Origin of the sequence: Paenibacillus doosanensis (assembly GCF_025060755.1) — a bacterium.
Lineage (GTDB): Bacteria > Bacillota > Bacilli > Paenibacillales > NBRC-103111 > Paenibacillus_S > Paenibacillus_S doosanensis.
On sequence record NZ_JANYUY010000006.1, the window covers coordinates 81,923 to 103,794 of the forward strand.

At 52.0% G+C, this 21,872-nt stretch carries 23 protein-coding genes; all 23 read right to left on the reverse strand.

The window, feature by feature from the left end:
• Window positions 1-27 precede the first annotated feature (27 nt).
• Window positions 28-981, reverse strand: a complete 954-nt coding sequence (argF, locus tag N0M98_RS07215) for an ornithine carbamoyltransferase (RefSeq protein ID WP_259617464.1) — start codon at window positions 979-981, stop codon at window positions 28-30.
• Between the two features lie 148 nt (window positions 982-1,129).
• Entirely contained in the window at window positions 1,130-2,320 is a 1,191-nt protein-coding gene (argD, locus tag N0M98_RS07220; protein ID WP_259617416.1) for an acetylornithine transaminase, read from the reverse strand.
• 52 nt (window positions 2,321-2,372) lie between these two features.
• Window positions 2,373-3,155 (reverse strand): acetylglutamate kinase, encoded by a 783-nt coding sequence (argB, locus tag N0M98_RS07225; protein ID WP_259617417.1) that lies wholly within the window; start codon window positions 3,153-3,155, stop codon window positions 2,373-2,375.
• A gap of 66 nt (window positions 3,156-3,221) precedes the next feature.
• Window positions 3,222-4,448, reverse strand: a complete 1,227-nt coding sequence (argJ, locus tag N0M98_RS07230; protein WP_259617418.1) for a bifunctional glutamate N-acetyltransferase/amino-acid acetyltransferase ArgJ — start codon at window positions 4,446-4,448, stop codon at window positions 3,222-3,224.
• A gap of 22 nt (window positions 4,449-4,470) precedes the next feature.
• Window positions 4,471-5,523, reverse strand: a complete 1,053-nt coding sequence (gene argC, locus N0M98_RS07235) for an N-acetyl-gamma-glutamyl-phosphate reductase (RefSeq protein ID WP_249860151.1) — start codon at window positions 5,521-5,523, stop codon at window positions 4,471-4,473.
• A gap of 73 nt (window positions 5,524-5,596) precedes the next feature.
• Window positions 5,597-5,743 (reverse strand): hypothetical protein, encoded by a 147-nt coding sequence (locus N0M98_RS07240; RefSeq protein WP_259617419.1) that lies wholly within the window; start codon window positions 5,741-5,743, stop codon window positions 5,597-5,599.
• A 79-nt stretch (window positions 5,744-5,822) separates the two neighbouring features.
• Window positions 5,823-6,713: a YitT family protein gene (locus N0M98_RS07245; RefSeq protein WP_375295454.1), complete on the reverse strand. Its 891-nt coding sequence runs from the start codon at window positions 6,711-6,713 to the stop codon at window positions 5,823-5,825.
• Between the two features lie 205 nt (window positions 6,714-6,918).
• Window positions 6,919-8,035 (reverse strand): peptide chain release factor 2 gene (gene prfB, locus N0M98_RS07250; protein WP_249866350.1). Its coding sequence is split into 2 segments (ribosomal slippage): window positions 6,919-7,962 and window positions 7,964-8,035, totalling 1,116 coding nucleotides; the frame shifts between segments, so codons are not numbered across the junction.
• Window positions 8,036-8,150: 115 nt separating this feature from the next.
• Window positions 8,151-10,661: a preprotein translocase subunit SecA gene (gene secA / locus N0M98_RS07255; protein ID WP_259617420.1), complete on the reverse strand. Its 2,511-nt coding sequence runs from the start codon at window positions 10,659-10,661 to the stop codon at window positions 8,151-8,153.
• A gap of 165 nt (window positions 10,662-10,826) precedes the next feature.
• Window positions 10,827-11,369 (reverse strand): ribosome hibernation-promoting factor, HPF/YfiA family, encoded by a 543-nt coding sequence (gene hpf, locus N0M98_RS07260; protein WP_259617421.1) that lies wholly within the window; start codon window positions 11,367-11,369, stop codon window positions 10,827-10,829.
• Window positions 11,370-11,670: 301 nt separating this feature from the next.
• Entirely contained in the window at window positions 11,671-11,868 is a 198-nt protein-coding gene (locus N0M98_RS07265; RefSeq protein WP_239630459.1) for a cold shock domain-containing protein, read from the reverse strand.
• A 314-nt stretch (window positions 11,869-12,182) separates the two neighbouring features.
• Window positions 12,183-12,557 carry a flagellar protein FliT gene (gene fliT / locus N0M98_RS07270; protein ID WP_259617422.1) on the reverse strand — a complete coding sequence of 125 codons (375 nt, stop codon included), beginning with the start codon at window positions 12,555-12,557 and terminating at the stop codon, window positions 12,183-12,185.
• A gap of 15 nt (window positions 12,558-12,572) precedes the next feature.
• Window positions 12,573-12,950, reverse strand: coding sequence for a flagellar export chaperone FliS (gene fliS, locus N0M98_RS07275; RefSeq protein ID WP_259617466.1), 378 nt, complete (start codon window positions 12,948-12,950; stop codon window positions 12,573-12,575).
• Between the two features lie 28 nt (window positions 12,951-12,978).
• Window positions 12,979-14,562 carry a flagellar filament capping protein FliD gene (gene fliD, locus N0M98_RS07280; RefSeq protein WP_259617423.1) on the reverse strand — a complete coding sequence of 528 codons (1,584 nt, stop codon included), beginning with the start codon at window positions 14,560-14,562 and terminating at the stop codon, window positions 12,979-12,981.
• Between the two features lie 9 nt (window positions 14,563-14,571).
• The gene (flaG, locus tag N0M98_RS07285) at window positions 14,572-14,949 is read right to left on the reverse strand and encodes a flagellar protein FlaG (protein WP_249860157.1); all 378 of its coding nucleotides are present in this window, start codon (window positions 14,947-14,949) and stop codon (window positions 14,572-14,574) included.
• Between the two features lie 153 nt (window positions 14,950-15,102).
• Complete coding sequence (locus N0M98_RS07290; RefSeq protein ID WP_249860158.1) at window positions 15,103-16,782, reverse strand: flagellin N-terminal helical domain-containing protein; 1,680 nt, start codon at window positions 16,780-16,782, stop codon at window positions 15,103-15,105.
• 165 nt (window positions 16,783-16,947) lie between these two features.
• Window positions 16,948-17,175, reverse strand: a complete 228-nt coding sequence (csrA, locus tag N0M98_RS07295) for a carbon storage regulator CsrA (RefSeq protein WP_249860159.1) — start codon at window positions 17,173-17,175, stop codon at window positions 16,948-16,950.
• Between the two features lie 3 nt (window positions 17,176-17,178).
• Window positions 17,179-17,634, reverse strand: coding sequence for a flagellar assembly protein FliW (gene fliW / locus N0M98_RS07300; RefSeq protein ID WP_259617424.1), 456 nt, complete (start codon window positions 17,632-17,634; stop codon window positions 17,179-17,181).
• 78 nt (window positions 17,635-17,712) lie between these two features.
• Complete coding sequence (locus N0M98_RS07305) at window positions 17,713-18,294, reverse strand: DUF6470 family protein (RefSeq protein WP_259617425.1); 582 nt, start codon at window positions 18,292-18,294, stop codon at window positions 17,713-17,715.
• Window positions 18,295-18,306: 12 nt separating this feature from the next.
• Window positions 18,307-19,215 carry a flagellar hook-associated protein FlgL gene (gene flgL, locus N0M98_RS07310; RefSeq protein WP_259617467.1) on the reverse strand — a complete coding sequence of 303 codons (909 nt, stop codon included), beginning with the start codon at window positions 19,213-19,215 and terminating at the stop codon, window positions 18,307-18,309.
• 48 nt (window positions 19,216-19,263) lie between these two features.
• On the reverse strand, window positions 19,264-20,871 hold the full coding sequence (gene flgK, locus N0M98_RS07315; protein WP_259617426.1) for a flagellar hook-associated protein FlgK: 1,608 nt from the start codon (window positions 20,869-20,871) through the stop codon (window positions 19,264-19,266).
• A gap of 33 nt (window positions 20,872-20,904) precedes the next feature.
• Window positions 20,905-21,405 carry a flagellar protein FlgN gene (locus N0M98_RS07320; protein ID WP_249860163.1) on the reverse strand — a complete coding sequence of 167 codons (501 nt, stop codon included), beginning with the start codon at window positions 21,403-21,405 and terminating at the stop codon, window positions 20,905-20,907.
• Between the two features lie 33 nt (window positions 21,406-21,438).
• On the reverse strand, window positions 21,439-21,711 hold the full coding sequence (gene flgM, locus N0M98_RS07325) for a flagellar biosynthesis anti-sigma factor FlgM (protein WP_259617427.1): 273 nt from the start codon (window positions 21,709-21,711) through the stop codon (window positions 21,439-21,441).
• Window positions 21,712-21,872: the final 161 nt, after the last annotated feature.

Here is a 21,872-nt window from a genome sequence, read left to right on the forward strand (position 1 = left end):
CCCCGGTCTCCTTTATCCAAATCGAATTTACATAGTTGCTGCCATAATGGCTTTTTGCGCGTGCAGACGGTTTTCCGCCTGATCGAAGATGATGGAATGCTCGCCGTCGATGACGCCTTCGCTTACTTCTTCGCCGCGGTGCGCCGGCAGGCAGTGCATGAACAGATAGTCTTTTTTCGCATAGCGCGTCAGCTCTTCATTGACCTGGAAGTTTTTGAACGCAATCTCGCGTTCCTTCTGCTCGGCCTCGAAGCCCATGCTCGCCCATACGTCCGTGTAGACGACATCGGCGTCGGCGATCGCTTCCTTCGGATCATTGCCTACGTACAGCTTGGCGCCGTTCTGTCCGGCCACTTCCTTGGTCGACTCGACGATCCCCTTGTCGGGCTCGTAGCCTACCGGCGAAGCGGAAGCAAAATCGACACCGAGCTTCGCAGCGGCCATCATGAGCGAATGCACCATATTGTTGCCGTCCCCGATGTAAGCTACCTTCAAGCCGCGCAGACGGCCCTTATGCTCCAGAATCGTCTGGTAGTCGGCCAAAGCCTGGCACGGATGAGAGCGGTCCGTCAGTCCGTTGATCACAGGCACGGTGGCGCCTCTAGCCAGGTCGATCACTTTGCGGTGCTCATAAGTACGGATCATAATGCCGTCCAAATAACGCGACATCACCTGCGCCGTATCCCAGATCGGTTCCCCGCGTCCGATTTGCAAATCGTTTTTGCTCAAAAATAGCGCATGACCGCCCAATTGGTACATTCCGACTTCGAACGATACGCGCGTACGGGTCGACGCCTTTTCAAAAATCATACCGAGCGTTTTGCCTTTCAGCGGCTGGTATACTTCTCCCGCCTTTTGCTTTCTTTTCAGCTCAATGGCCAAATCGATCAAATATTGAAGCTCTTCCGGTGTGTAATCGGCGATGGCCAGAAAATCCCGACCTCTCAAATCGATAGACACAGGCTGCTTAGTTCCTGCCAATGTACTCGCTCCTTCCTCGAAATCGATGCTTATGCTTATGTTGAACCGGTTATCGTCCGGTCCGGTCTGGTTTGGTTCGCTTGGATCGCCGCGGTTACTGCGCCCGCCTATGGTCATGCGGCGCGCCTCTCCGGCTGATTGATGCCGCCTAAACGGCGGCAGCCGCTTGTTTGCTCAGCACCGTGCAGACCACGTCCAGACCGCGGTCCAAATCTTCCTTGGAGATCAAGAGGCTCGGCGCCAGGCGAATGACATTCGGGCCGGCGGATACGACGAGCACCGCTTGATCCTGGATCGCCGCAATCAGGTCGGCCACCGGCTGCGCGCATTCAATGCCGATCAGCATGCCGAGTCCGCGCACTTCCTTCACCAGCGGGTTGTCCTTCAGCTTCTCCGACAGCGTGCTTACGATATAATCGCCGAGCTCGGCGGCGCGCTCAGGCAGCTTCTCCGCCAGCATCGTTTCCATCGTTGCGATCCCGGCAGCGGTAGACAAGTAGTTGCCTCCGAAGGTGGAGCCGTGGCTTCCGGCTGAGAACGCCGTGCGCAGCTTCTCCTTGCCTACCATGGCGCCGATCGGCATGCCGCTTCCAAGCCCCTTCGCCAAGGTAAAAATGTCCGGCTCCACGCCGTAATGCTCGTAAGCGAACATTTTGCCCGTACGGCCGACACCGGTTTGAATTTCGTCGATAATCAGCAGCAGTCCATGCTGCTCGCACAGCTCCGCCACTTTCTTGACGAATGCAGGCTCCGCGCGGTTTACGCCGCCTTCCCCTTGCACCATCTCCAGCATGATCGCGCAGGTTTTCGGTCCGATCGTCTTCTCGAGCGCCTCCGCGTCGTTATACGGAGCGTATACGAAGCCTTCAGGCAGCGGCGAGAAGCCTTCCTTCACTTTATCCTGTCCGGTCGCTGTCAGCGTAGCCAGCGTACGTCCATGGAAGGACAGATGGAAGGTGATGATTTCGTACTGCTCCGGCTTGCCCAGCACTTTACTGAAATAACGGCGGGCCAGCTTGATTGCCGCTTCGTTCGCCTCCGCACCGCTGTTGCAGAAGAAAACGGCGTCGCCGCAGCTGTTATCGGTCAGCAGCTTGGCGAGCTTTTCCTGATTCGGAATATGAAACAGGTTGCTCGTATGCCACAGCTGGTCCACCTGATCCTTCAGGCGCTCCTTCACCTGCTTGGGCGCATGACCGAGGTTCGTTACGGCCAGACCGCACATCAGGTCCAAGTATTCCTTTCCGTTCTCGTCCCACAGACGGCTGCCTTCCCCCTTCACAAATGCTAGCGGGTACCGCCCGTAATTCGGAAATAACGATTGAGCTCCTTCTCCCATGCTGAATCACTCCTTTGGTTAAAATGGTTGCCCTGCGGCAATGGTTACCGGTCTATTTTACGATTCGCGTTCCGATCGCGGCGCCCTTGATCACCTTGCTCAGCACCTCGGGCTCCGAGCCGTTAACGATAATCACTTCGCGAACTTTCCCCTGGATGCACTGCACCGCCGCGCGTACTTTAGGAATCATGCCTCCGTAAATTTCCCCGCTCGCGATCATCTCATCGATTTGCTTCACGGTAACGGACGGCAGCACCTGCTTCTCGCCGTTCATGATGCCCGGAACGTCGGTAACGACGATCATCCGTTCGACGCCCAAATGCGACGCTACCGCGCCTGCCGCCGTATCCGCGTTGATGTTGTATCGCTGTCCTCCGTCCGCCCCGAGGCCGACCGGCGCAATAACGGGCATATAGCCCATTTTCACGATGCCCTGGATCAGCTCGGCGTTAACATGCGTCACATCTCCGACCAGCCCGACTTCGTTGCTATTGGCTACCGGTTCGGCCTGAATCAAATGGCCGTCCACGCCGGACAGCCCCATCGCGCGCGCGCCGGACAGCTGAATTTTGCGGACGATCTCCTTGTTGATCTGGCCCGACAGCACCATCTCCACGACATCCAATACCGCCTCGTTCGTCCGGCGCAGACCGTTCACGAATTCCGTCTCGATTCCGAGCTTCTCCAGCGTGGACGAGATGGCGGGCCCGCCGCCGTGAACAATGACCGGAATAATCGCTTCATCCTGGAGCAGCTTCATATCTTTGAAAAATGAATCCGGCAAAGCCGCCAGCGTGCTGCCGCCGCATTTCATCACAAAACACATCGCACTCATGCTTCGTTCCCCTTACTTTTTATTCGGCCATTCGTCAGCCGGTTTATGCGCGAGAAAGCGCGTTGTTTATGTCCGGTAAGCGGCGTTAATGCGTACATAATCATAGGTGAGGTCGCAGCCCCAAGCCGTAGCCGTTTCGCTGCCCATATGCAGGTTGACGTGAATTTGCACGAGCTCGCCCTTCAAATACTCGGCGGCGCGTTCTTCGTCGAACCGGACCGGGCGGGACTGCTCCAATACGGAGATATCGCCCATGCGAACATCGACCGTTTCCGTGTTTACGGGCTGGCCTGCGCGGCCCACGGCCGCGATGATCCGGCCCCAGTTCGCATCGGCTCCGAAGCATGCCGATTTCACCAGGCTCGAGCCGACGACCGTCTTGGCAATCGCGCGGGCCGCCTCTTGCGACTGCGCTCCCGCTACGTTGACCTCGATCAGCTTCGTCGCGCCTTCGCCGTCGCGGGCAATCGCCTTGGCCAAGTATTCGCCGACGAACCGGAAGCCCGCTTCGAACGCGGCCCAATCCTCGTGAGCTGGCGTCAGGCTATCGTTGCCGGCCAGACCGCTCGCCATCACGACGACCATGTCGTTCGTGCTCGTATCGCCGTCAACCGTAATCATATTGAAGGTGGAGTCCGTAACTCCGCCGAGCAGCTTCTGCAGCTGAGCGCTGTCGATGTTGGCATCCGTCGTCATGAAGCCGAGCATCGTCGCCATGTTCGGGTGGATCATGCCGGAGCCTTTGGCCGCGCCGGCGATATGGACCGTCTTGCCGCCTACCGACAGACGGACGCAGGTCATCTTCTGCACGAGGTCCGTCGTCAGGATCGCCTGGCAGAAGTCTTCGCCGCCATCGGCCTTAACCTCGGCCGGCAGCTTCTCGATGCCGCCCAATACTTTGGGCATCGGCAGCAGCTCGCCGATCACGCCCGTCGACGTGACGCCGACGTGGTGCTCCGCTACGCCGAAGGCCTTGGCTGCGGCCGCGCGCATCGAACGCGCGTCGTCCTCGCCCTGCTGGCCCGTGCACGCGTTGGCGTTGCCGCTGTTCACGAGCATCGCCTGCAGCTTGCCGTCGACGGCGATGCTGTCCTGCGTCACGCGCAGCGGCGCCGCTTGGAATGCATTCAGCGTGTAGACGCCCGCCGCGTTCGCCGGAACCTCGCAGACGATCACGCCCAGATCGAAGCGATTCGTTTTCTTCAGACCGCAGTGCAAGCCTCCCGCGCGAAACCCCTGCGGCGTCGTAATCGAGCCCTCCGGCACGACTGTAAATTGATCCTTCACCTTCATCTTCTCCTCACCCATGGCTTCTTTACGGATATACCGGCGTGAAAATCGCCAAACCGGTCGTTTCCTCCCAGCCCATCATCAAATTCAAGTTTTGGATGGCCTGACCGGCCGCCCCTTTGACCACATTGTCGATCACCGAAACGATCGTCAATCGGCCTGTGCGCTCGTCGAGCGAGAACCCAATGTCGCAGTAGTTGGAACCCCATACTTCTTTCGTCGCCGGCCATTTGCCTTGAGCGCGAATCCTTACGAAGCGGCGGCCCTCATAATATTGACGGTACATTTCGATCACTTCGTCCTCAGTATGCGTCCCATTCAGCTTAACATAGATCGTGGACAAAATCCCGCGCGTCATCGGAGCCAAATGCGTGGTAAACGTAACGACGACGTCTTCTCCGGCAATGCGTCCGAGCGCCTGCTCGATCTCCGGCGTATGCTGATGTTTGTTTACTTTATAAGCCAGGAAATTCTCGTTGATTTCGGAATAATGATGGGTCAGGCTAAGGCCCCTTCCCGCTCCCGATACGCCGGTCTTCGCGTCGATAATAATCGAAGACAAATCCGCCCAGCCTTTATTCACCAGCGGAATCAATCCGAGCAGCGTCGCCGTAGGGAAGCAGCCCGGATTGGAGATGAATTCCGCCCCGCGGACTTCTTCTCCGAACACCTCGGACAAGCCGTACACCGCTTTCTCAACATAAGCCGGATCGGCCGGTTTATGCTTATACCACTTCTCGTATACTTCACCGGACTTCAGACGGAAATCGCCGGAAATGTCGATGACCTTCAGCCCCGCGTCCACCAGCTTCGGCGCAAGCGCCGCCGCTACGCCGTGAGGCGTGGCGAGAAACACGACGTCCGATTTCTGTTTCATCTGCTCGACATCGATGCCGTCCAGCGTGCCGACCATAATTTCATTCAAATGGGGATAGCCGTCCGCAATCGGCGTGCCCGCGCTGGATGAAGAAATCACCTGGGAAATTTCCACATTCGGATGCGCCAGCAGCAGCCTGATCAACTCCACTCCGCCGTATCCCGTTGCACCGATAATTGCCGCTCTTAGCTTATTAGACATATCCGTTCCCTCCACATGAAAAACTATGTATTATTATACATTCTATAGTATAATAATTCAATGCATATTTTCTTTATCTATCCGGCTTGTCCGCCGCTGCGGCGCGGCTCGGGCCCTGTCTCCCGCCCCGCTTCGAAATGCGGCTCAGGCTGAATAAAAACAGGTTCGAGCCTCCGTTCCCGAGCTCTTCCGGGCCGGAGCCCGGTCTAATAGCCGCCAACCGGAAAACGACTTCCTTACTTGACATCATACGAACCAAATGGTACCTAATTCCAAGCGATATTTCAATGCCTTTCTTGCTATATCGCTCCATGAATTTTGAATCCTTCCCCGAGCACCTCGTTCGTATCGCTCAAGATGACGAAAGCGCCGGGGTCGATCGATTTGACCAGCGCCTTGAGCCGGCTCACCTCGCTCTGGCCGACAACGACCATCAGCACCGTCCGGTTCTCCCCCGTATACCCTCCGGTCGCGTTCAGCTGCGTCAATCCCCGGTCCAGCTCATGCAGAATCGCCTCGCGGATCGGCTCCGTCTGCGCCGAAATGATGAAGGCTACCTTCGAATAGCTGAGCCCGAGCTGCACGACGTTAATCGTCTTGCTGGTGACGAACAGGCCGATTAGCGCATACAGCGCTTTTTCCGGAGACAGCACGATGCCCGCCGTCAAAATGACCAGGCCGTCCAGCATCGCTACGCATAATCCGAGGCTCAGTCCCGTCAGCTTGTGGATCATCTGTGCCGCCAAATCGAGCCCGCCGGTCGAGCCCTTGCCTTTAAATACGAGCCCGAGCCCGACGCCGATCAAGATGCCTCCATAAATGCTGGCCAGCAGCAAATTATCTGTCATCGGCGGAAGATTGCGGGTCAGCAGTACCAGCAGCGGCAGCAGCACCGAGCCGATGGCCGTCTTGAGCCCGAACTGTTTGCCGAGAAACCAGGTTCCCAGCAAAAATAAAGGAATATTGAGCGCCCACTGAGTGAGCGCCGGCTCGATGGCGAACAATTCCCGAACAATAATACTGATCCCCGACACGCCGCCGGAAGCGACCTGATTCGGATTCAAAAACATATTGAAGCTGAGGGCGATAAGCAGCGACCCTGCAGCCAGAAGTATATATTCCATCGCCCGATGACCCGGCCCGAGCTTGCGGACCGCAGGAGATCTCGGCTTTTTCTTTTTGCTGCGCATGATGATTCCCTCCGTTCCAAGTGCAGTGCATTCTCGCCAATGCTTCCGTAACCGCACAAAAAAATCCTACCCGTCGCTACCGCCCATCCACGTATGCGGCAGGCTGCGGTCAGCTTATCGCCTCCCGTCGGCCGCTTTGGTGATGACTTGGTATGATGTGTAGGATTTGCTTGATGGTTGGTATTTATCAGAACGAGGCCGGAATTTACTCCGCCGCGTCCGATTTGATCTGCAGTCTCAGGTATGCGTCGATGAACATATCCAAGTCGCCGTCCATGACCGCGCCGACGTTGCCCGTCTCGGCCGATGTCCGGTGATCCTTGACCATGCTGTAAGGATGGAATACATATGAGCGGATCTGGCTGCCCCAAGCGATATCGGATACTTCGCCGCGGATTTCGGCCAGCTGCTTCATCTGTTCCTCGATCTTCTTCTCATACAGCTTCGACCGGAGCATCTTCATCGCCCGCTCGCGGTTTTTGATCTGGGAGCGCTCCGTCTGGCAGCTTACGACGACTCCCGTAGGAATATGGGTGATCCGCACCGCGGAGTCCGTCGTGTTAATATGCTGGCCGCCCGCGCCGCTGGAACGGTACGTGTCGACCTTCAAATCCTCCGTACGGATTTCCACTTCGACATCGTCGTCGATCTCCGGCATCACATCGCAGGAAACAAAGGATGTATGCCGTCTTCCGGAGGCATCGAACGGAGAGATCCGTACGAGCCGGTGAACGCCCTTCTCCGCCTTCAAATAGCCGTAAGCATTGTACCCCTTAATCAGCAGCGTAACGCTCTTCACGCCCGCTTCATCGCCCGGCAGGTAATCGAGCACCTCGACTTTGAAGTCACGCTTCTCGGCCCAGCGGCGGTACATGCGCAGCAGCATCTCCGCCCAATCCTGGGATTCGGTGCCGCCCGCTCCCGGGTGAAGCTCCAGGATCGCGTTCAGCTTGTCGTAAGGCTGACTGAGCAGCAGCTGCAGCTCGAAGCTCTCCAGCTTGGCAACCAGCGCCGAAATCCCCTGCTTGATGTCGGCCGCCATGCTGTCGTCCTCATCCTCCTGCATCAGCTCCACCATAACTTCCAAATCTTCGTACTCGGAAGAAAGCGCCTGGAACTCATCGACACTGCCTTTGATCGCATTCATCTCTCCGATCAATTTCTGAGCCTGCTCATTATCGTCCCAAAAATCGGGAGCCGCCATTTTCTCCTCATAGTTGGCGATTTGCTCGAGCTTCAGATCTAAGTCAAAGAGACCCCCTAAGCTCAGCCAATCTCTTGGCCGTTTCTCGTAAATCCTGTTTCACTTCTGGATCCAACATCACCGATAGCACGCTCCTCATTTTCCCGTTGCAAGATTAGTTCATTGTTCAAAAAAAGGGGCCGGATCATTCCGGCGTCCCTTTCTCTGCTCATCCTTTTATTCCAATGCCGTTCTTATTGAACGCCATGACATTGCTTATACTTCTTGCCGCTGCCGCATGGGCACAAGTCGTTGCGTCCGACCCGGTCTTCATCGTTCACGACCGGCTTCTTCGGCGCAGGCTCGCCGTCCGTAATGACAGCATCCGCTTCGATCACCGGCTGACGCTCGAGATTCGTTTCTACGTGGGCTTTCATAATGTACGTAGCCACTTCCTCCTGGATGCTCTGAATCATCTCCTGGAACATCTCAAAGCCTTCAAACTGGTATTCGCGCAGAGGGTCCGTCCCGCCGTAGGCACGCAAGTGAATCCCTTGGCGCAGCTGATCCATCGCATCGATATGGTCCATCCACTTGGAGTCTACCGCACGCAGCACGACAACCTTTTCGAACTCGCGCATGAATTCTTCGCCGATCGTTTTCTCGCGCTCTTCATAAATGCGCTGTACGGCATCCTTGATGTATTGGGCGATCTCTTCCTTCTCCTTGCCCCACAGCTCTTCCGCCGTAATCTGTCCCTCATGCAGGAAGGTGGAGTTGGCATAGTCGACGATCGCCTGCAAATCCCATTCTTCCGGAACCAGATCGGCCGGGCAGTGTGCTTCGACGATCCGTTCGACAACAGGCATAATCATGCCGAGCGTAATGTCGCGGATATTATCGGACTCCAGCACCTCGCGGCGCTGCTTGTAAATAATTTCACGCTGCTGGTTCATAACGTCGTCATATTGAAGGACGACCTTCCGCACGTCGAAGTTATTGCCTTCTACCCGCTTCTGGGCGGATTCGACGGCACGGGTGATCAGCTTGCTCTCGATCGGCTGATCTTCCTCGAAACCGAGACGATCCATCATACCCATGATATTCTCCGCACCGAAACGGCGCATCAGCTCATCTTCCATCGACAGATAGAATTGGGAAGAACCCGGGTCGCCTTGACGTCCCGCACGGCCGCGCAGCTGGTTATCGATCCGGCGGCTTTCATGCCGCTCCGTACCTATAATATGCAGCCCGCCGGTCTCTGCAACTCCTTCGCCGAGCATAATATCGGTACCGCGTCCCGCCATGTTGGTGGCAATCGTAACGGAGCCCGCCTGACCGGCACGGGATACGATCTCCGCTTCCTCCGCATGGTATTTCGCATTCAGCACCTTATGCTGGACGCCTTTCTTCTTCAGCATCTCGGAGAGCCGCTCCGAGTTCTCGATCGATACGGTACCGACCAGCACCGGCTGTTTCTCCTGATGGCGCTTGACGATTTCTTCCACAACCGCACGGAATTTGCTGTTCACCGATTTGTACACGACATCCGGCAAGTCCTGGCGAATCATCGGGCGGTTCGTCGGTACGACGATTACTTCCAGTCCGTAAATTTTCTTGAATTCTTCTTCCTCGGTTTTGGCCGTACCGGTCATCCCCGACAGCTTGCGGTACATCCGGAAATAGTTCTGGAACGTAATGGTCGCCAGCGTCATCGACTCGTTCTGCACCTCAAGACGCTCTTTGGCCTCGATCGCCTGGTGCAGCCCTTCGCTATAGCGGCGGCCCGTCATCAAACGGCCGGTAAATTCGTCGACGATAATGATTTCATTATCCTGAACGACATAATCCACGTCGCGTTTCATAATGACATGGGCTTTCAATGCCTGGGTCACATGATGGTTTAACGTTACATTCGCATGGTCGAACAAGTTTTCGATGCCGAATGTTTGTTCCGCCTTCGCAACCCCATCTTCCGTCAAGGCGACGGAACGCATTTTCACATCGACCGTATAATCTTCCTCTTCCTTCAATCTGCTGACGAAGCGGTCGGCCATATAATACAGGTCGGTCGACTTGGCGGCTTGTCCGGAAATGATCAGCGGCGTTCTGGCCTCATCCACCAGGATCGAGTCCACCTCGTCAATGACGGCGAAATACAGCGGCCGCTGTACCATCTGCTCTTTGTAGACGACCATGTTGTCGCGCAAATAGTCGAAGCCGAACTCATTGTTCGTTCCGTAGGTAACGTCGCACGCGTAAGCATGCTGCTTCTGTCCATGCTCCAGAGAATTCAGGTTCACGCCGACGGTCATGCCGAGAAATTCGTAGATCCTGCCCATCTCCGCACTGTCCCGCTGAGCCAAATAATCATTGACCGTGACTACATGCACGCCTTTGCCGAGCAGCGCGTTCAGATAGACCGGCAAGGTGCCGACCAGGGTTTTCCCTTCCCCGGTTCTCATCTCCGCGATACGGCCTTCGTGAAGCACCATGCCCCCGATCAGCTGTACATCATAATGGCGTTTGCCAAGCACCCGCTTGGATGCCTCACGCACGACGGCGAACGCCTCTGGAAGCAGATCGTCCAGATCTTCTCCGTTTTCCAAACGTTGACGGAATTCGACCGTCTTGTTCTTCAATTCCTCATCGGACAAGACCTCGATAGACGGTTCCAGCTGATTAATCGCATCGACCGTTTTCCACAGCCGTTTCACTTCACGCTCGTTTGAATCGCCAAATATTTTCTTAACGAGTCCTAACATGGGCCCATCTCCCTTTTTTAAGAACGGTTTGCCTTAAATTGTAGCAGTTTGCGGCACGAGTCGCAAGAACCGCGGGGGCGTCCAATTATTATCATGACGCCATATGTTTTCCTTTATACGTGAAGAGAGCCTGCCTTTTCAGGCAAGCTCCCGGATATTCGTCCATTATCTGGCCGGCTCGATCAAGCCGTATTTACCGTCATTGCGTTTATATACTACATTGACCTGTTCCGTATTGGAGTTCGCGAATACAAAGAAACTGTGGCCAACCATATTCATTTGAAGGATCGCTTCGTCGATATCCATCGGCTTCAGCGTAAACTGCTTGGTTCTCACGAGTTCATAATCGTCCTCGTCCTCGGCCAGCACCGGCGTGTCCATTCTGAACATATCCTTGACTCCGCCTTCTTGACGGATCTTGCGGTTCACCCTTGTTTTATGTTTGCGGATTTGCCGCTCCAGTTTATCGATCACAAGGTCGATGGATGCGTACATATCGTTGCTTTTTTCCTCCGCTCTCAGCATGACGCCGGTCAGCGGGATCGTCACCTCGACGGATTGCAAGCCTTTCACCACATTTAAAGTGACGTAAGCTTCGGTTGTAGGGGGAGCTTCAAAGTACCTTTCCAGCTTGCTCAGCTTTTTCTCAACATATACTTTTAATGCCTCGGTAACCTCGATGCGTTCTCCGCGAATGTTGAATTTCATTGTACTTCTCCTCCTTTCATATACCTAGTATACTATATTCCACATCGACCTTCAAAAATCCTTCATGTTTCTCGACAATTTTTCAAAATTTTCTAACAATTTAGTGAAGTTGTGACAAATGCCACGGCACTCGCGGGCTGCCCGCTGTTGGCACTCTTGTCCAGCCGCTTCGTTTTCCATTAATCCTTCATGGCTGCCAGGAACTTCTGAATACAAAAAAACACCTTGGATCTCTCCAAGGTGCCGTCGCTGCTAATTGTAATCGATAACCATCTATGCAAGGCCGCTTGGGACCGGATGATTATAGCTTGATAACGTTAGCCGCTTGTGGACCGCGTGCGCCTTCCACGATATCGAATTCAACCGCTTGGCCTTCTTCCAGCGTTTTGAATCCTTCGGTTTGAATGGCCGAGAAGTGCACAAATACGTCTCCGCCGTCTTCACGCTCAATGAAACCGTATCCTTTTTCTGCGTTAAACCATTTCACTTTACCTTGCATGTAAAACATTCCCTTCATTATCAAATAACTGTGAGAGCGTACTCACAATTCGAATATATCACCCCTCCCTCTCGGATGTCAATTATATCCACGCATGTTAGCAAAATATTTTGAAAATTCGAGTATTAACATCCCGTTAATAATGTATGCACAAAGAAAAACCGCATGGCTGCGCGGTTTTTCGACATTTTCCACCGACTTATCCACAAAGTTATGCACATTGTCCACATGTTTTGTGCAAAACTACAAAAATCCCTCTCGTTTTATTCACAAGAGGGATTTTTCATTTCTTTTTGACGAAACTTACGCCTTACTCATTTGCGTTTATCAAAAAATGCACCATACGCAGAAGGCGAGCTGCCGTATCCGCCATACTGATCATGTACCGTCTTGCTCTTCTGCAGATTGGCCATGTCGGCCCCCAGCTTCATTTTCTTACGGGTCATCATAGACAAAATGTTCCTGTCGGCCTCAGCCGCCGGTTGAAGGTAGCGAATCTTCTGTTCCTCCGAAAAGGCGATTCCCGCTCCAAGCAGCTCGTCAAGACGCTCTATGACACTCTGGCGATGCTCCAGAAGATCGTTCCATTCCTCCGGTTCGGCATCCTCCAACAATCGTTTCTGCAGCTGCAAAGTGCATTCCAGCAATTCATTCAACAATGTATCCGGAGAGGCAAAAGTTGCGGTCAAAAGTCTCCTCTCCTTCTACGCTTTTTGTTTGGATAAAAGAATAGCTTCCTTCCAAGTGTCCCGGAACTGTACGAACAGCCCTTCCATCTCATCCAGAATCGATTCGTCCTTTTGGATATTAGCTTCTATCATCCGGCGGTTCATATAATCGTACATTAGCATTAACTGCTCCGAGATGGGGTAAGAGCGGTCTAACGTAATCATAAGCTCGCTAATAATATCCTGTACGCGCAGACTCGACTGGTTCGCCTTCTCCCATTGTTTCTCCGCCAGAGACGACCTGGCCTGCTTAATAAACTTGATTGCCCCGTTGTAGAGCATGAGAGTCAATTCTCCAGGAGTCGCCGTAGTCACTTGATTGTTTTGATATTTCTGAGCAGCTGTAATCATGATTGATCGCCCCTTATATTTCTTAGCTCGTTTATCCTAACTGTTGCGTCAGCCAACTGCTTTGGGAATTTGCCTTGCTCATTGCCGTCTCCATCGCGGTAAACTTCTTCCAATAACGGTCCTCGATGTCCTGCAGCCGAGCTTGCCAGTCTGAAATTTGTTTGGCAATACTCGTCAAGTCCTTACCCAATACGCTATTATCCGTTAACGCAGCGGCGCTCCCCGCTTTATCCGTGATCTTGGTCATGGCATTATTAATCTGATCGTATAGACGCTGCGCCAGTCCGCTTTCGCTATATTTAGTTGCGGAGTCCGTGGACGTGCTCGTTTTTGTAAACAAATCCATCACGGCCGTACCGTTCTCGGATATCGCCTGACGCAGCTTCGTTTCGTCGATATACAGCTTCCCGTTCTCATAATAGGAGCCCGTCGTAATTCCGATTTCGCTCAAGTTATTGTGCTTGTCGTCACCGGTCCCCGCGACATCGGAGCTTAGCGCCGTCCGCATTTGCGAGAGCAGCCCCGAGAGGATCGGGTCCTGCCGCAGCAGGCCGCTCTTGGCCTTATCTTCCCACTGCTCGACCTGCTTGTCGGTCATCGCTTGTTTCTCTTCATCCAGGAGAGGCTGATAATCTCTATACTTGGTTTCGCTGATTTTGCTGTTTAGCTTATCTATGACGTCATTGTACTTGTCTACATACGTTTTAATAGCGTTAAAAATGGCGTCCTCGTCTTGCTTCACATTAATCTTTGCGAGTCCCTCTTTTTTGAGGTTAAACTCAATTCCGTCAAAAGTAAAGGTTGAGCTGGCGACATTGTAGGTAATGCCGTTGATTTTGACACTGCCTGGTTCAGCAGCTTTTCCTGCCTTGGAAAAAACATTTGAGTCCTCATCCCAACCATCAACCGTATTTCCCTTAATAATACCAAGCTTACTTGCAGTGTCAGGATCACTTGTGCCAACGTATATTGCCGAATTACCAGCAGCTGCATTATTGGTCAAAGTAATTGATTTATCGTCCTCAAGATAATTTGCTTTGATTCCAGTCTGTGCAGAAACAGCGTTAATTCTTGCTATGACATCAGCAATCGTATCTTCTGCACTTATTTTAATTGCTACCGGTTGTCCAACAGTAGAAGTAGTATCGCCATCTTCGGAATCATCCGGGTCACTTGATGCATTGGGGTCAACCGAGCTGAGAGTAATAGTGAAGTCTTTTCCCATTTTCTCAGATCCATCTGCGAGTTTGGTAGTGAATTTAACGGATGCCGCCTCTGCCGCCTTCGGAAGTTTCGTTACATTTACATTATAAGTAGAGGCGGAAGGAAATCCTTTCTGTTTGGCCGTAGCGACAGATTCATCATTAGATGCCATTACTTTTTTCTGAAACGTTCCTTGCAGCTTCATATTCGACGTAGCGCTTCTTAAATCTAATAAAAGAGCGTTCATCTCTCTATACTGGTCGCGCTGCCATTCTTCGGTTTGTTTCTTTTGCAACAATTTATTTAACGGAGCACTCTCCGCCTTCATCAAGTTTTTGACGATAGAATCCGTATCCAGACCGGAGACCAATCCGCTCATGCGAATGGAGGTTGAACTTGTCGTACTAGCCATTCAATCCACCTACCTTTTCTCATCGATTAGTAATCCGATTTTGCTTTTCATCTCAGCAACCATGTCGAGAATCTTTTTGGACGGAATTTCCTTTACGACTTCCTCCGTCTTATTGTCGACAATTTGCACGTAGTATTCATGCAATTTCTCATGAAGAACGAAGCTTAAGTGCGTATTATTCGGCTGCATCAGCTTGTTCAATGCATCGACGGATTTCATCAATTCTTGCTTGGCCGCTTCTTTATCCAATGCCGCCGCCGATGTTTCCGTAGCCTCTACCATCTTGATCTCGCCGCGGTCACCCGCGGTCTTAGCCGTGCTAGGGAATGCAGGATAGGATTGAGGCGTCGTTCCTCCTGCCGAATTCTTGAGCGAAATGTCCATCATACCGACCTCCACTTGGCATCTATTACTATTAGTATCGGAAGGAAGAGAGGTTTAGTTTAGGGGGAATGTGAAAAATAAGAATTAATCTAGTTTTCTTCTAAAGAAAACAAAAAGATCCTAGGGAATCTAGGATCTTCTTGTAAACCGTTAAGATTAACGAAGCAATTGAAGAACGCCTTGCGGTTGTTGGTTCGCTTGCGCCAACATAGCTTGTGCAGCTTGAGCCAAGATATTGTTTTTCGTTTGCTCCATCATTTCTTTCGCCATATCAACGTCACGGATACGGGATTCAGCAGCCGTCAAGTTCTCGGAGGAAGTTCCCAAGTTGTTGATCGTATGCTCCAAACGGTTTTGAACAGCACCCAGTTTGGAACGCTCGCTGGATACTTTATTAATTGCGCTATCAAGCACTTTGATTGCAGCAGAAGCGCCTTCTTTAGTGGAAATGTCAAGAGCTGCTTCAGCTTTTACATCGTTAGTGCCATTAGTAACCGTATTTTCTTTAGTAAAGCCAGCTTGACCAGCATTACCGGTGATTCCAAGAGCTGCGGAACGCATGTCGCCGATTGTCAAGGACATCGATTGACCAGAGTTCGCACCGATTTGGAATTTAGTGGAGAAGCCAGAACCTTGTGCACCAGGTCCCACGACTTGTTCGATATTTCCAACCGTATCATTAGCAGCATCAACGCCAATAGCGTTCAATACTGCTCCAGTTCCTTCTTCAAGTTTAATATCCTTGCCGGTTTCTGAAATAAACTGAACTTTATTATCTGCAGAAAGTGAAGCAGTTACTTTATCTGAAAGCCCTGCTTCTTGTAATGCAGCATTCAAATCTTTAATCAAATCTTGTGCGGCTGCTTTTGCAACATTGGTATCAGCGTTTGCAGTGTCATACGTTTTTCCTTCTTTTAAAGTAACAGTTACTGCACTTTCGCTACCTACAGTTACTTTAAAAGTAGAGTTTGCGGTAATAGTGTTAGAAGTACCACCATCACCTAATGCTGTTCCGCCTTCAATACCATGTCGTTCGACAGTTGTTGGCAACCCTGTATTCGATTTGGGATTTGTTCCTGTGATTCCAAGAGCAGTAGCACCAGCCGAATCAAATTCTATATTGCTAGTTGCTCCAGAAGACTTTGCAGTAAATGTAAAAATCCCACCTGACTCAGTTATATCAACCAAATCAGAAAGCTTAACTCCACCAGCTGTTACATTTCCTAAGTTTGCTACAGCATTAGCTCCATTAAAAGCTGGGGTTGTTGCACCATCACTTAGATCTACACCAGTTAGATCAAAAGTTGTGCCGTCAACTGTAATTTTTCCTCCTGCAATAGATGGAGCAGTAACAGCTGTGTCTGAAGTAAGCTTAGCACTAGTAGCTTTAGAAATCTTAGCACCGTCAGCAGAACCAATACCGCCGTTCAACAACTTTTGAGTATTGAACTCAGTCGTATTGCCGATACGGTTGATTTCAGAAGTCAATTGGTTCATTTCGTCTTGCAGTGCGTTACGGTCAGTATCCGTGTTCGTTCCGTTCGCGGATTGAGTAGCCAATTCGCGCATACGTTGCAAGATGCTGTGAGTTTCGTTCAATGCGCCCTCAGCTGTTTGGATCAAAGAGATGCCGTCTTGAGCGTTGCGGCTAGCTTGGTCCAAACCGCGGATTTGGCCGCGCATTTTTTCGGAGATTGCCAGACCTGCAGCATCGTCGCCAGCGCGGTTGATGCGAAGACCGGAAGACAATTTCTCGATGTTTTTGTTCGTGTTAGCTGTGTTGATGGACAATTGGCGGTGTGTGTTGAGCGCCGCAATATTGTGGTTGATAATCATGTTTCTTCCTCCTTGAAGTTCGTAACCCCACATCCTTGTGGAGCAGCTTATTATGAGAAGAGGAGGAGCTAGGTCGGCCGCCCTATCCTCCTTCTCGCTCTACTATATATATCGAACTAGACCGGGCTAAAGTTTATAGCAATTTTGATTTTTTTCGCGAGGATCTTACAATTTTTTCAACAACTTCTTCAATGTTTCCAAATTAGCGACGGCACCCGACGCTTCTTCATTCGATTCCTTCAGAGCCGAGTAGATCTCCTTACGCAATATTTGCTGCTGCTTGGGTGCCGCGACGCCGATCTTCACCGCATCTCCCTCGGTGCCAAGCACTATAATCTCGATCTGATCTCCGATCATGATCGATTCCCCCGGTTTTCTCGAAAGTACGAGCATCGACTACGCCCCCCCGCTGCCGCCGACCGCGGCCATCATCTCGGATAATTTATGCTTCGTCCGGTAAGGGGAGCTATGCAGAATAATTTGTTTCCCCTTCCTTGTGTACTGATTAATAATTATCGGCGCCAGCAGGTTGAGCGTCGTCTCCTGCACATCCTCATGGGCCGTGACAATCGACCATACTTGAACCTGCTCTTCGGAACCTATCTCCAGCTCGGCCAAGTCCGCTTCTTCGAGTTTAAACTCATATTTTTTACATACATAGAACGGGTCGATCATCAGAAAATGAAGCCGCGCTTCCTCCACCGATTGCAAATAAGCGATGGGCTCCTCCGCATCCTGTCGGATGACAATATATTGACGGCATCCTTCGAATCCCGGGATGCCATTAGCAAACGTAACAATATCCTCTTCTTCATAGCCAATTTGCCCCAACATGGCAGTTTCTAGCAGCATTGATCACAACGTCCTTTCTTTTGATAAATACAAAACGAGCTATAGCCGTTAAGCAGCTATAGCTTCATGATATAGTTATTACCTTTTCGTGTCGATCGAGGGCGGGATAAATTCCACCGAAGCATACTGCTTCATATAAATATCCAGCTTCCCCCGCTGGTAGTGGATTTTTGGCGGGTTCACCGTCACATGGTGTTCGACATGAGCAGGCGTGTATTGAATATCTACCTTCGCGGGTTGATAGCTCATATCTATATTATCCAGCGACGCATCCCCCATATACATGTATTCGTAGAAATCGATGTCCTTCGTGCTCTCCTTGGCCAACGCGGAGAATGCATTCTCGCCCGTCTGTATCGCCGCCATCCGGTTGCCGTCCTCGACAATCTTGGCAATCCCCTGCAGAGCGATATTTTTGCATTCCGAGTAAATCCGGCTGAACGCCTCCAGACTCGGTCCGAATCCCAACGCATCATGCCATTTGCTATTATCGATGGACAACTGCCCCGGCTGGGTGTGCATGTCAAGCCTGGACGGGGTCGTTGTCAGCTCTTGGATCGCTCGGGGCTGCTCGATATCCCACTGTCCCATGTCAGCATCGATACCGATCTGCGCATATTGCTGTCTGATCTGAAGCTGCGGAACCGAGGAGATACTCATCTTAGCCCCCTCCTAACGCAAGAAATCGACTAAGCTTGCGCTAATAATTTTGGCGCCGACGGATAAGGAAGCCTGATAGACGTTCTCGTCCGTCTTCAAATTCGTGATCACTCCGGACATATCTGCATCCTCCGTTTTCGATTGAAGGGATTGCAGGTTCACGCTAATATCCTCCAACCGGGACTGCGCCAGCTCAATCCGGTTCGTTCTCGCCCCTACGTCCGCACGAGCTTGCAGAAATTTATCGTTTTGCGTATCGATCCGGCCGATAATGGTGCTGACCCCTGCCGTATCTCCGCTGCTAAGCGCGGCCGACAAATCCTGCAGCACTTTGAAAATGTTGTCGTTCGTACCGGGATTAGCGGGATCGTCGGCATCGCCGAATACTTGATTCCCCGGAATATTCGCGGAGATGCGAACGCCTGTCCCGATCTCAAAGTTAATATCCGACGTATCGACCTTATCCGTAGCAGCCGTCTCTTCCGTATACGGCGCCTTATCCGTCATTTGACCGTTGAACACATATTTGCCGTTGAACTGGCTGTTTCCGATCGTAACCATCTGGGAGTATAACTGGTCGACCTCACTCTTGATGGAGTCCAGCGCCTGCTGCGGATTCGTATCGTTGGCGCCGTTCACCGCCAGCTCCCGCACGCGCTGAATGACGCTGTTCGCTTGGCCCAGCATCGAATCGGTATAATCGAGCCAGGAAATCGCGGCATCGACATTGCTTTCATACTGATCGTTCGCCGACACTTCACTGCGATAGCGCAAAGAGAAGCTGATGCCGACCGGATCATCCGAAGGCTTGTTAATTTTACGTCCCGTCGAAAGCTGATTCTGGTGTTCGTTCATCCGGTTCAAGTTCGTATTAATATTGCGCAGCAGCTGGTTATTAAGCATCCCCTGCGTCACTCTCATCGTCATTGTATATCGTCACCTACTTCCATAGTATGAAGCGCCTTCGGTTTAGCGTCCTACCGTACCCATGCTGTTGATCACTTTATCCAGACATTCGTCGAAGGTCGTGAGCGCTCTGGCCGCGGCATTATAGGCATGCTGGAATTTAATCATATTGGCCATCTCTTCATCCAGAGAAACGCCGCTAACCGATTGCCTTCTCGAATCGACCTGGTCTACGAGAATTTTCTGATTCGTCGCCTGACGGGCCGCTTCCTGGCTCTGAACGCCCAGCTCGCCGACAATGGACCGGAAAAATTCATCGAACGTCCCGTCGGTCAAAATAGGCTTGCCTGACGTGCTCGGATCAAAGTTCACTTTCGTATTCCTAACGCCGGCCAATAGCAATGCCATGTCGTTATTCCCTTTGACCACCTTCTCCACGCCGTCCGTGTCGATATACGTTCTGGCCGAGGAGGAGATGTTGGACACGTCGCTGACGATAGCGGGATTGACCGTAATGTTGGCTGCGTTGACCTCCGTCGTGCCTGGCTTCAAGGTAAAGAACGGCACGTTGCTCTTCAGCGGGCTGGATGCCGAGTATCCCAATTGATGAAGCCCGTTGAAGCCCTGCACCACGACATCGGTATTGGCCCCGAGCGTTCTCTGTTCAATCGTTCCGCTATACGCTCTCTGCTCGGTTGTACCGTCCGAATTGACAACTGTCAACGTCGTCCCATCCGGCACGACCATGCCCTGCGGCAGCGTCACCTTGGTGTCGCCTTGGACGAGCACCTTCAGCATATTGTCCAATTGGAACTGGTAGTTGGCAACGTAATTATCGCGCGACTGAATCATCCCATACACTTCGCCGCTGTTCAGATTATTGGCCGTCGCGGCGGCTTCGAGCGTATCGCGAGTAAAGGTCGTGTCGACGGTGTTGCCGCTGACCAGCTGCACATTGCCCATTTTTATATTGTAGCCCTGATCTTCTTCCGTATAGGAAATGTTGACGATCTGAGACAAGTTATCCATCAGCAAATCCCGCTGGTCGCGAAGGTCGTTAGCGTCGTCGCCCAAGCCTTCGATCCGGTAAATCTGTTCGTTCAAATCGGCGATTTGAGATGTATATTGGTTGATCTGTTTTACTTTGACTTCGATGTTTTCCGTCAAATCGCTGGAGAGATCCTGCAATTGCCGGGACGTTTGGTTAAACGCGTCGGTCATGGCGAGAGCTTTCTCTTTCACCAGCACGCGCGCCGTCGTATTTTCCGGCGACTTGCTCAGCTCCTGCCATGCGTTCCAGAAGCCCTCGATCGTCTGACGAATCCCGGTATCCGATGGCTCGTTGAAGATAGCCTCCAGCTTTTCCAGCGTATCCTGGCGCACCGACCAGTCGCCCAAGTTCTTGTTCTCATTATGGTATTGGTTGTCCAGGAATTTCTCCCGCACACGCTTGATGCTGTCAAATTCGACGCCCTGGCCCATTTGGCCGGGCACCGTGCTGTTCTGCAGCCCCGGATATTCAATCGGCCGGGATGCCACCATGTTCACAACCTGGCGGGAGTACCCCTGCGTGTTGGCGTTTGCAATATTATGCCCCGTCGTCGTCAAGGCGGCCTGCTGCGTAAATAAGCTGCGCTTGGCGATCTCTAATCCGCTGAAAGTAGAGCGCATGACTCTGATCCCCTCCGTTACACTTCAAATGATTTATGCCCGTGTATCAAAAAGCCCCGGCCGCTTGGACCCGTACGTCTGTGACTGCGGATGCTGGTAGCGGTATTCGTCCTCGGGAGGGCCCGCGATCAAATCCAGCGAGTAATCTACGAAAGCTAGCGAATGCTCAATCAGCTGCTGATTCAGCTTGTTCATTTCGCGAAGCTTGTTGATCGTTCCGAGCAGCCGCTTCTGCTGTCCCAAGAGCAGCTTCTTGTCCTCGACGTTAAAAATAATTTTCGTCAAATCGCTTACCGTCACCTTCGGATTCGGCTTGTATCCCTTCTCGATCATAAATTGACCGATAGCGTCGATCCGCTGCTGGTCGAGTTCTCCAATCTGCTTGACCAGCTTGTTTTCTTTGGACACGATCTGCATCAAGGATTCGATGTCGCCCAGGATGAGCACCTGCTTTTTCCGTTCACCCAGTTCCAATAAACTCTCATGTATGTCGTTTAACGCCGTCATTGTCTGCAGTAAAGCTTCGAATGCCATGCTCATCCACCTGTTTCGCTATAAAGTTAGGAATTATTTAATAAAAGGAAACAGCTTCTCCGCCAGCGCTCTTGCATCGACTTTATAAGTACCGCTTGCCACCGATGCCTTCAAAGCTTCCACTTTTTCTCTGGACTTCTCCGCTGCCGCCGAATTTTGCGTCTCCAATAGTTCCTTCGCCTCGCTAGATATTTCTACTTTATCTTTCTTTTTGCCGGTTTTGCCGGACACCGCCGCATGATAAGCATCCTGAGACTTCGCGTAAGGATTGACTCCGCCGAGCCGATTCGTACCATCTATCTTCATCGATCTCACCTCATTCAATCATATAAAATAACCCCACCGAATAAGCGTTATTACATTTATCGGTGGAGTTATGCAGAAAGTTTATAGAATACGTCATAAAATCCATGCCTTTAGGCATTCAGATAAAAGACCTTCGGACGCAGGGTGGCGTTAGCCGCTCA

What these genes read in the sequence shown, in the direction of transcription:
- secA (WP_259617420.1), bottom strand. Translation starts at nt 10,661, where the DNA reads ATGTTAGGACTCGTTAAGAAAATATTTGGCGATTCAAACGAGCGTGAA.
- argD (WP_259617416.1), bottom strand. Translation starts at nt 2,320, where the DNA reads ATGGGAGAAGGAGCTCAATCGTTATTTCCGAATTACGGGCGGTACCCG.
- hpf (WP_259617421.1), bottom strand. Translation starts at nt 11,369, where the DNA reads ATGAAATTCAACATTCGCGGAGAACGCATCGAGGTTACCGAGGCATTA.
- argJ (WP_259617418.1), bottom strand. Translation starts at nt 4,448, where the DNA reads ATGAAGGTGAAGGATCAATTTACAGTCGTGCCGGAGGGCTCGATTACG.
- flgK (WP_259617426.1), bottom strand. Translation starts at nt 20,871, where the DNA reads ATGCGCTCTACTTTCAGCGGATTAGAGATCGCCAAGCGCAGCTTATTT.
- flaG (WP_249860157.1), bottom strand. Translation starts at nt 14,949, where the DNA reads ATGATGGACATTTCGCTCAAGAATTCGGCAGGAGGAACGACGCCTCAA.
- flgL (WP_259617467.1), bottom strand. Translation starts at nt 19,215, where the DNA reads ATGAGAGTGACGCAGGGGATGCTTAATAACCAGCTGCTGCGCAATATT.
- N0M98_RS07245 (WP_375295454.1), bottom strand. Translation starts at nt 6,713, where the DNA reads ATGCGCAGCAAAAAGAAAAAGCCGAGATCTCCTGCGGTCCGCAAGCTC.
- csrA (WP_249860159.1), bottom strand. Translation starts at nt 17,175, where the DNA reads ATGCTCGTACTTTCGAGAAAACCGGGGGAATCGATCATGATCGGAGAT.
- N0M98_RS07265 (WP_239630459.1), bottom strand. Translation starts at nt 11,868, where the DNA reads ATGCAAGGTAAAGTGAAATGGTTTAACGCAGAAAAAGGATACGGTTTC.
- N0M98_RS07320 (WP_249860163.1), bottom strand. Translation starts at nt 21,405, where the DNA reads ATGGCATTCGAAGCTTTACTGCAGACAATGACGGCGTTAAACGACATA.
- fliD (WP_259617423.1), bottom strand. Translation starts at nt 14,562, where the DNA reads ATGGCTAGTACGACAAGTTCAACCTCCATTCGCATGAGCGGATTGGTC.
- argB (WP_259617417.1), bottom strand. Translation starts at nt 3,155, where the DNA reads ATGAGTGCGATGTGTTTTGTGATGAAATGCGGCGGCAGCACGCTGGCG.
- flgM (WP_259617427.1), bottom strand. Translation starts at nt 21,711, where the DNA reads ATGAAGATAGATGGTACGAATCGGCTCGGCGGAGTCAATCCTTACGCG.
- fliW (WP_259617424.1), bottom strand. Translation starts at nt 17,634, where the DNA reads ATGCTGCTAGAAACTGCCATGTTGGGGCAAATTGGCTATGAAGAAGAG.
- argC (WP_249860151.1), bottom strand. Translation starts at nt 5,523, where the DNA reads ATGTCTAATAAGCTAAGAGCGGCAATTATCGGTGCAACGGGATACGGC.
- N0M98_RS07290 (WP_249860158.1), bottom strand. Translation starts at nt 16,782, where the DNA reads ATGATTATCAACCACAATATTGCGGCGCTCAACACACACCGCCAATTG.
- N0M98_RS07305 (WP_259617425.1), bottom strand. Translation starts at nt 18,294, where the DNA reads ATGAGTATCTCCTCGGTTCCGCAGCTTCAGATCAGACAGCAATATGCG.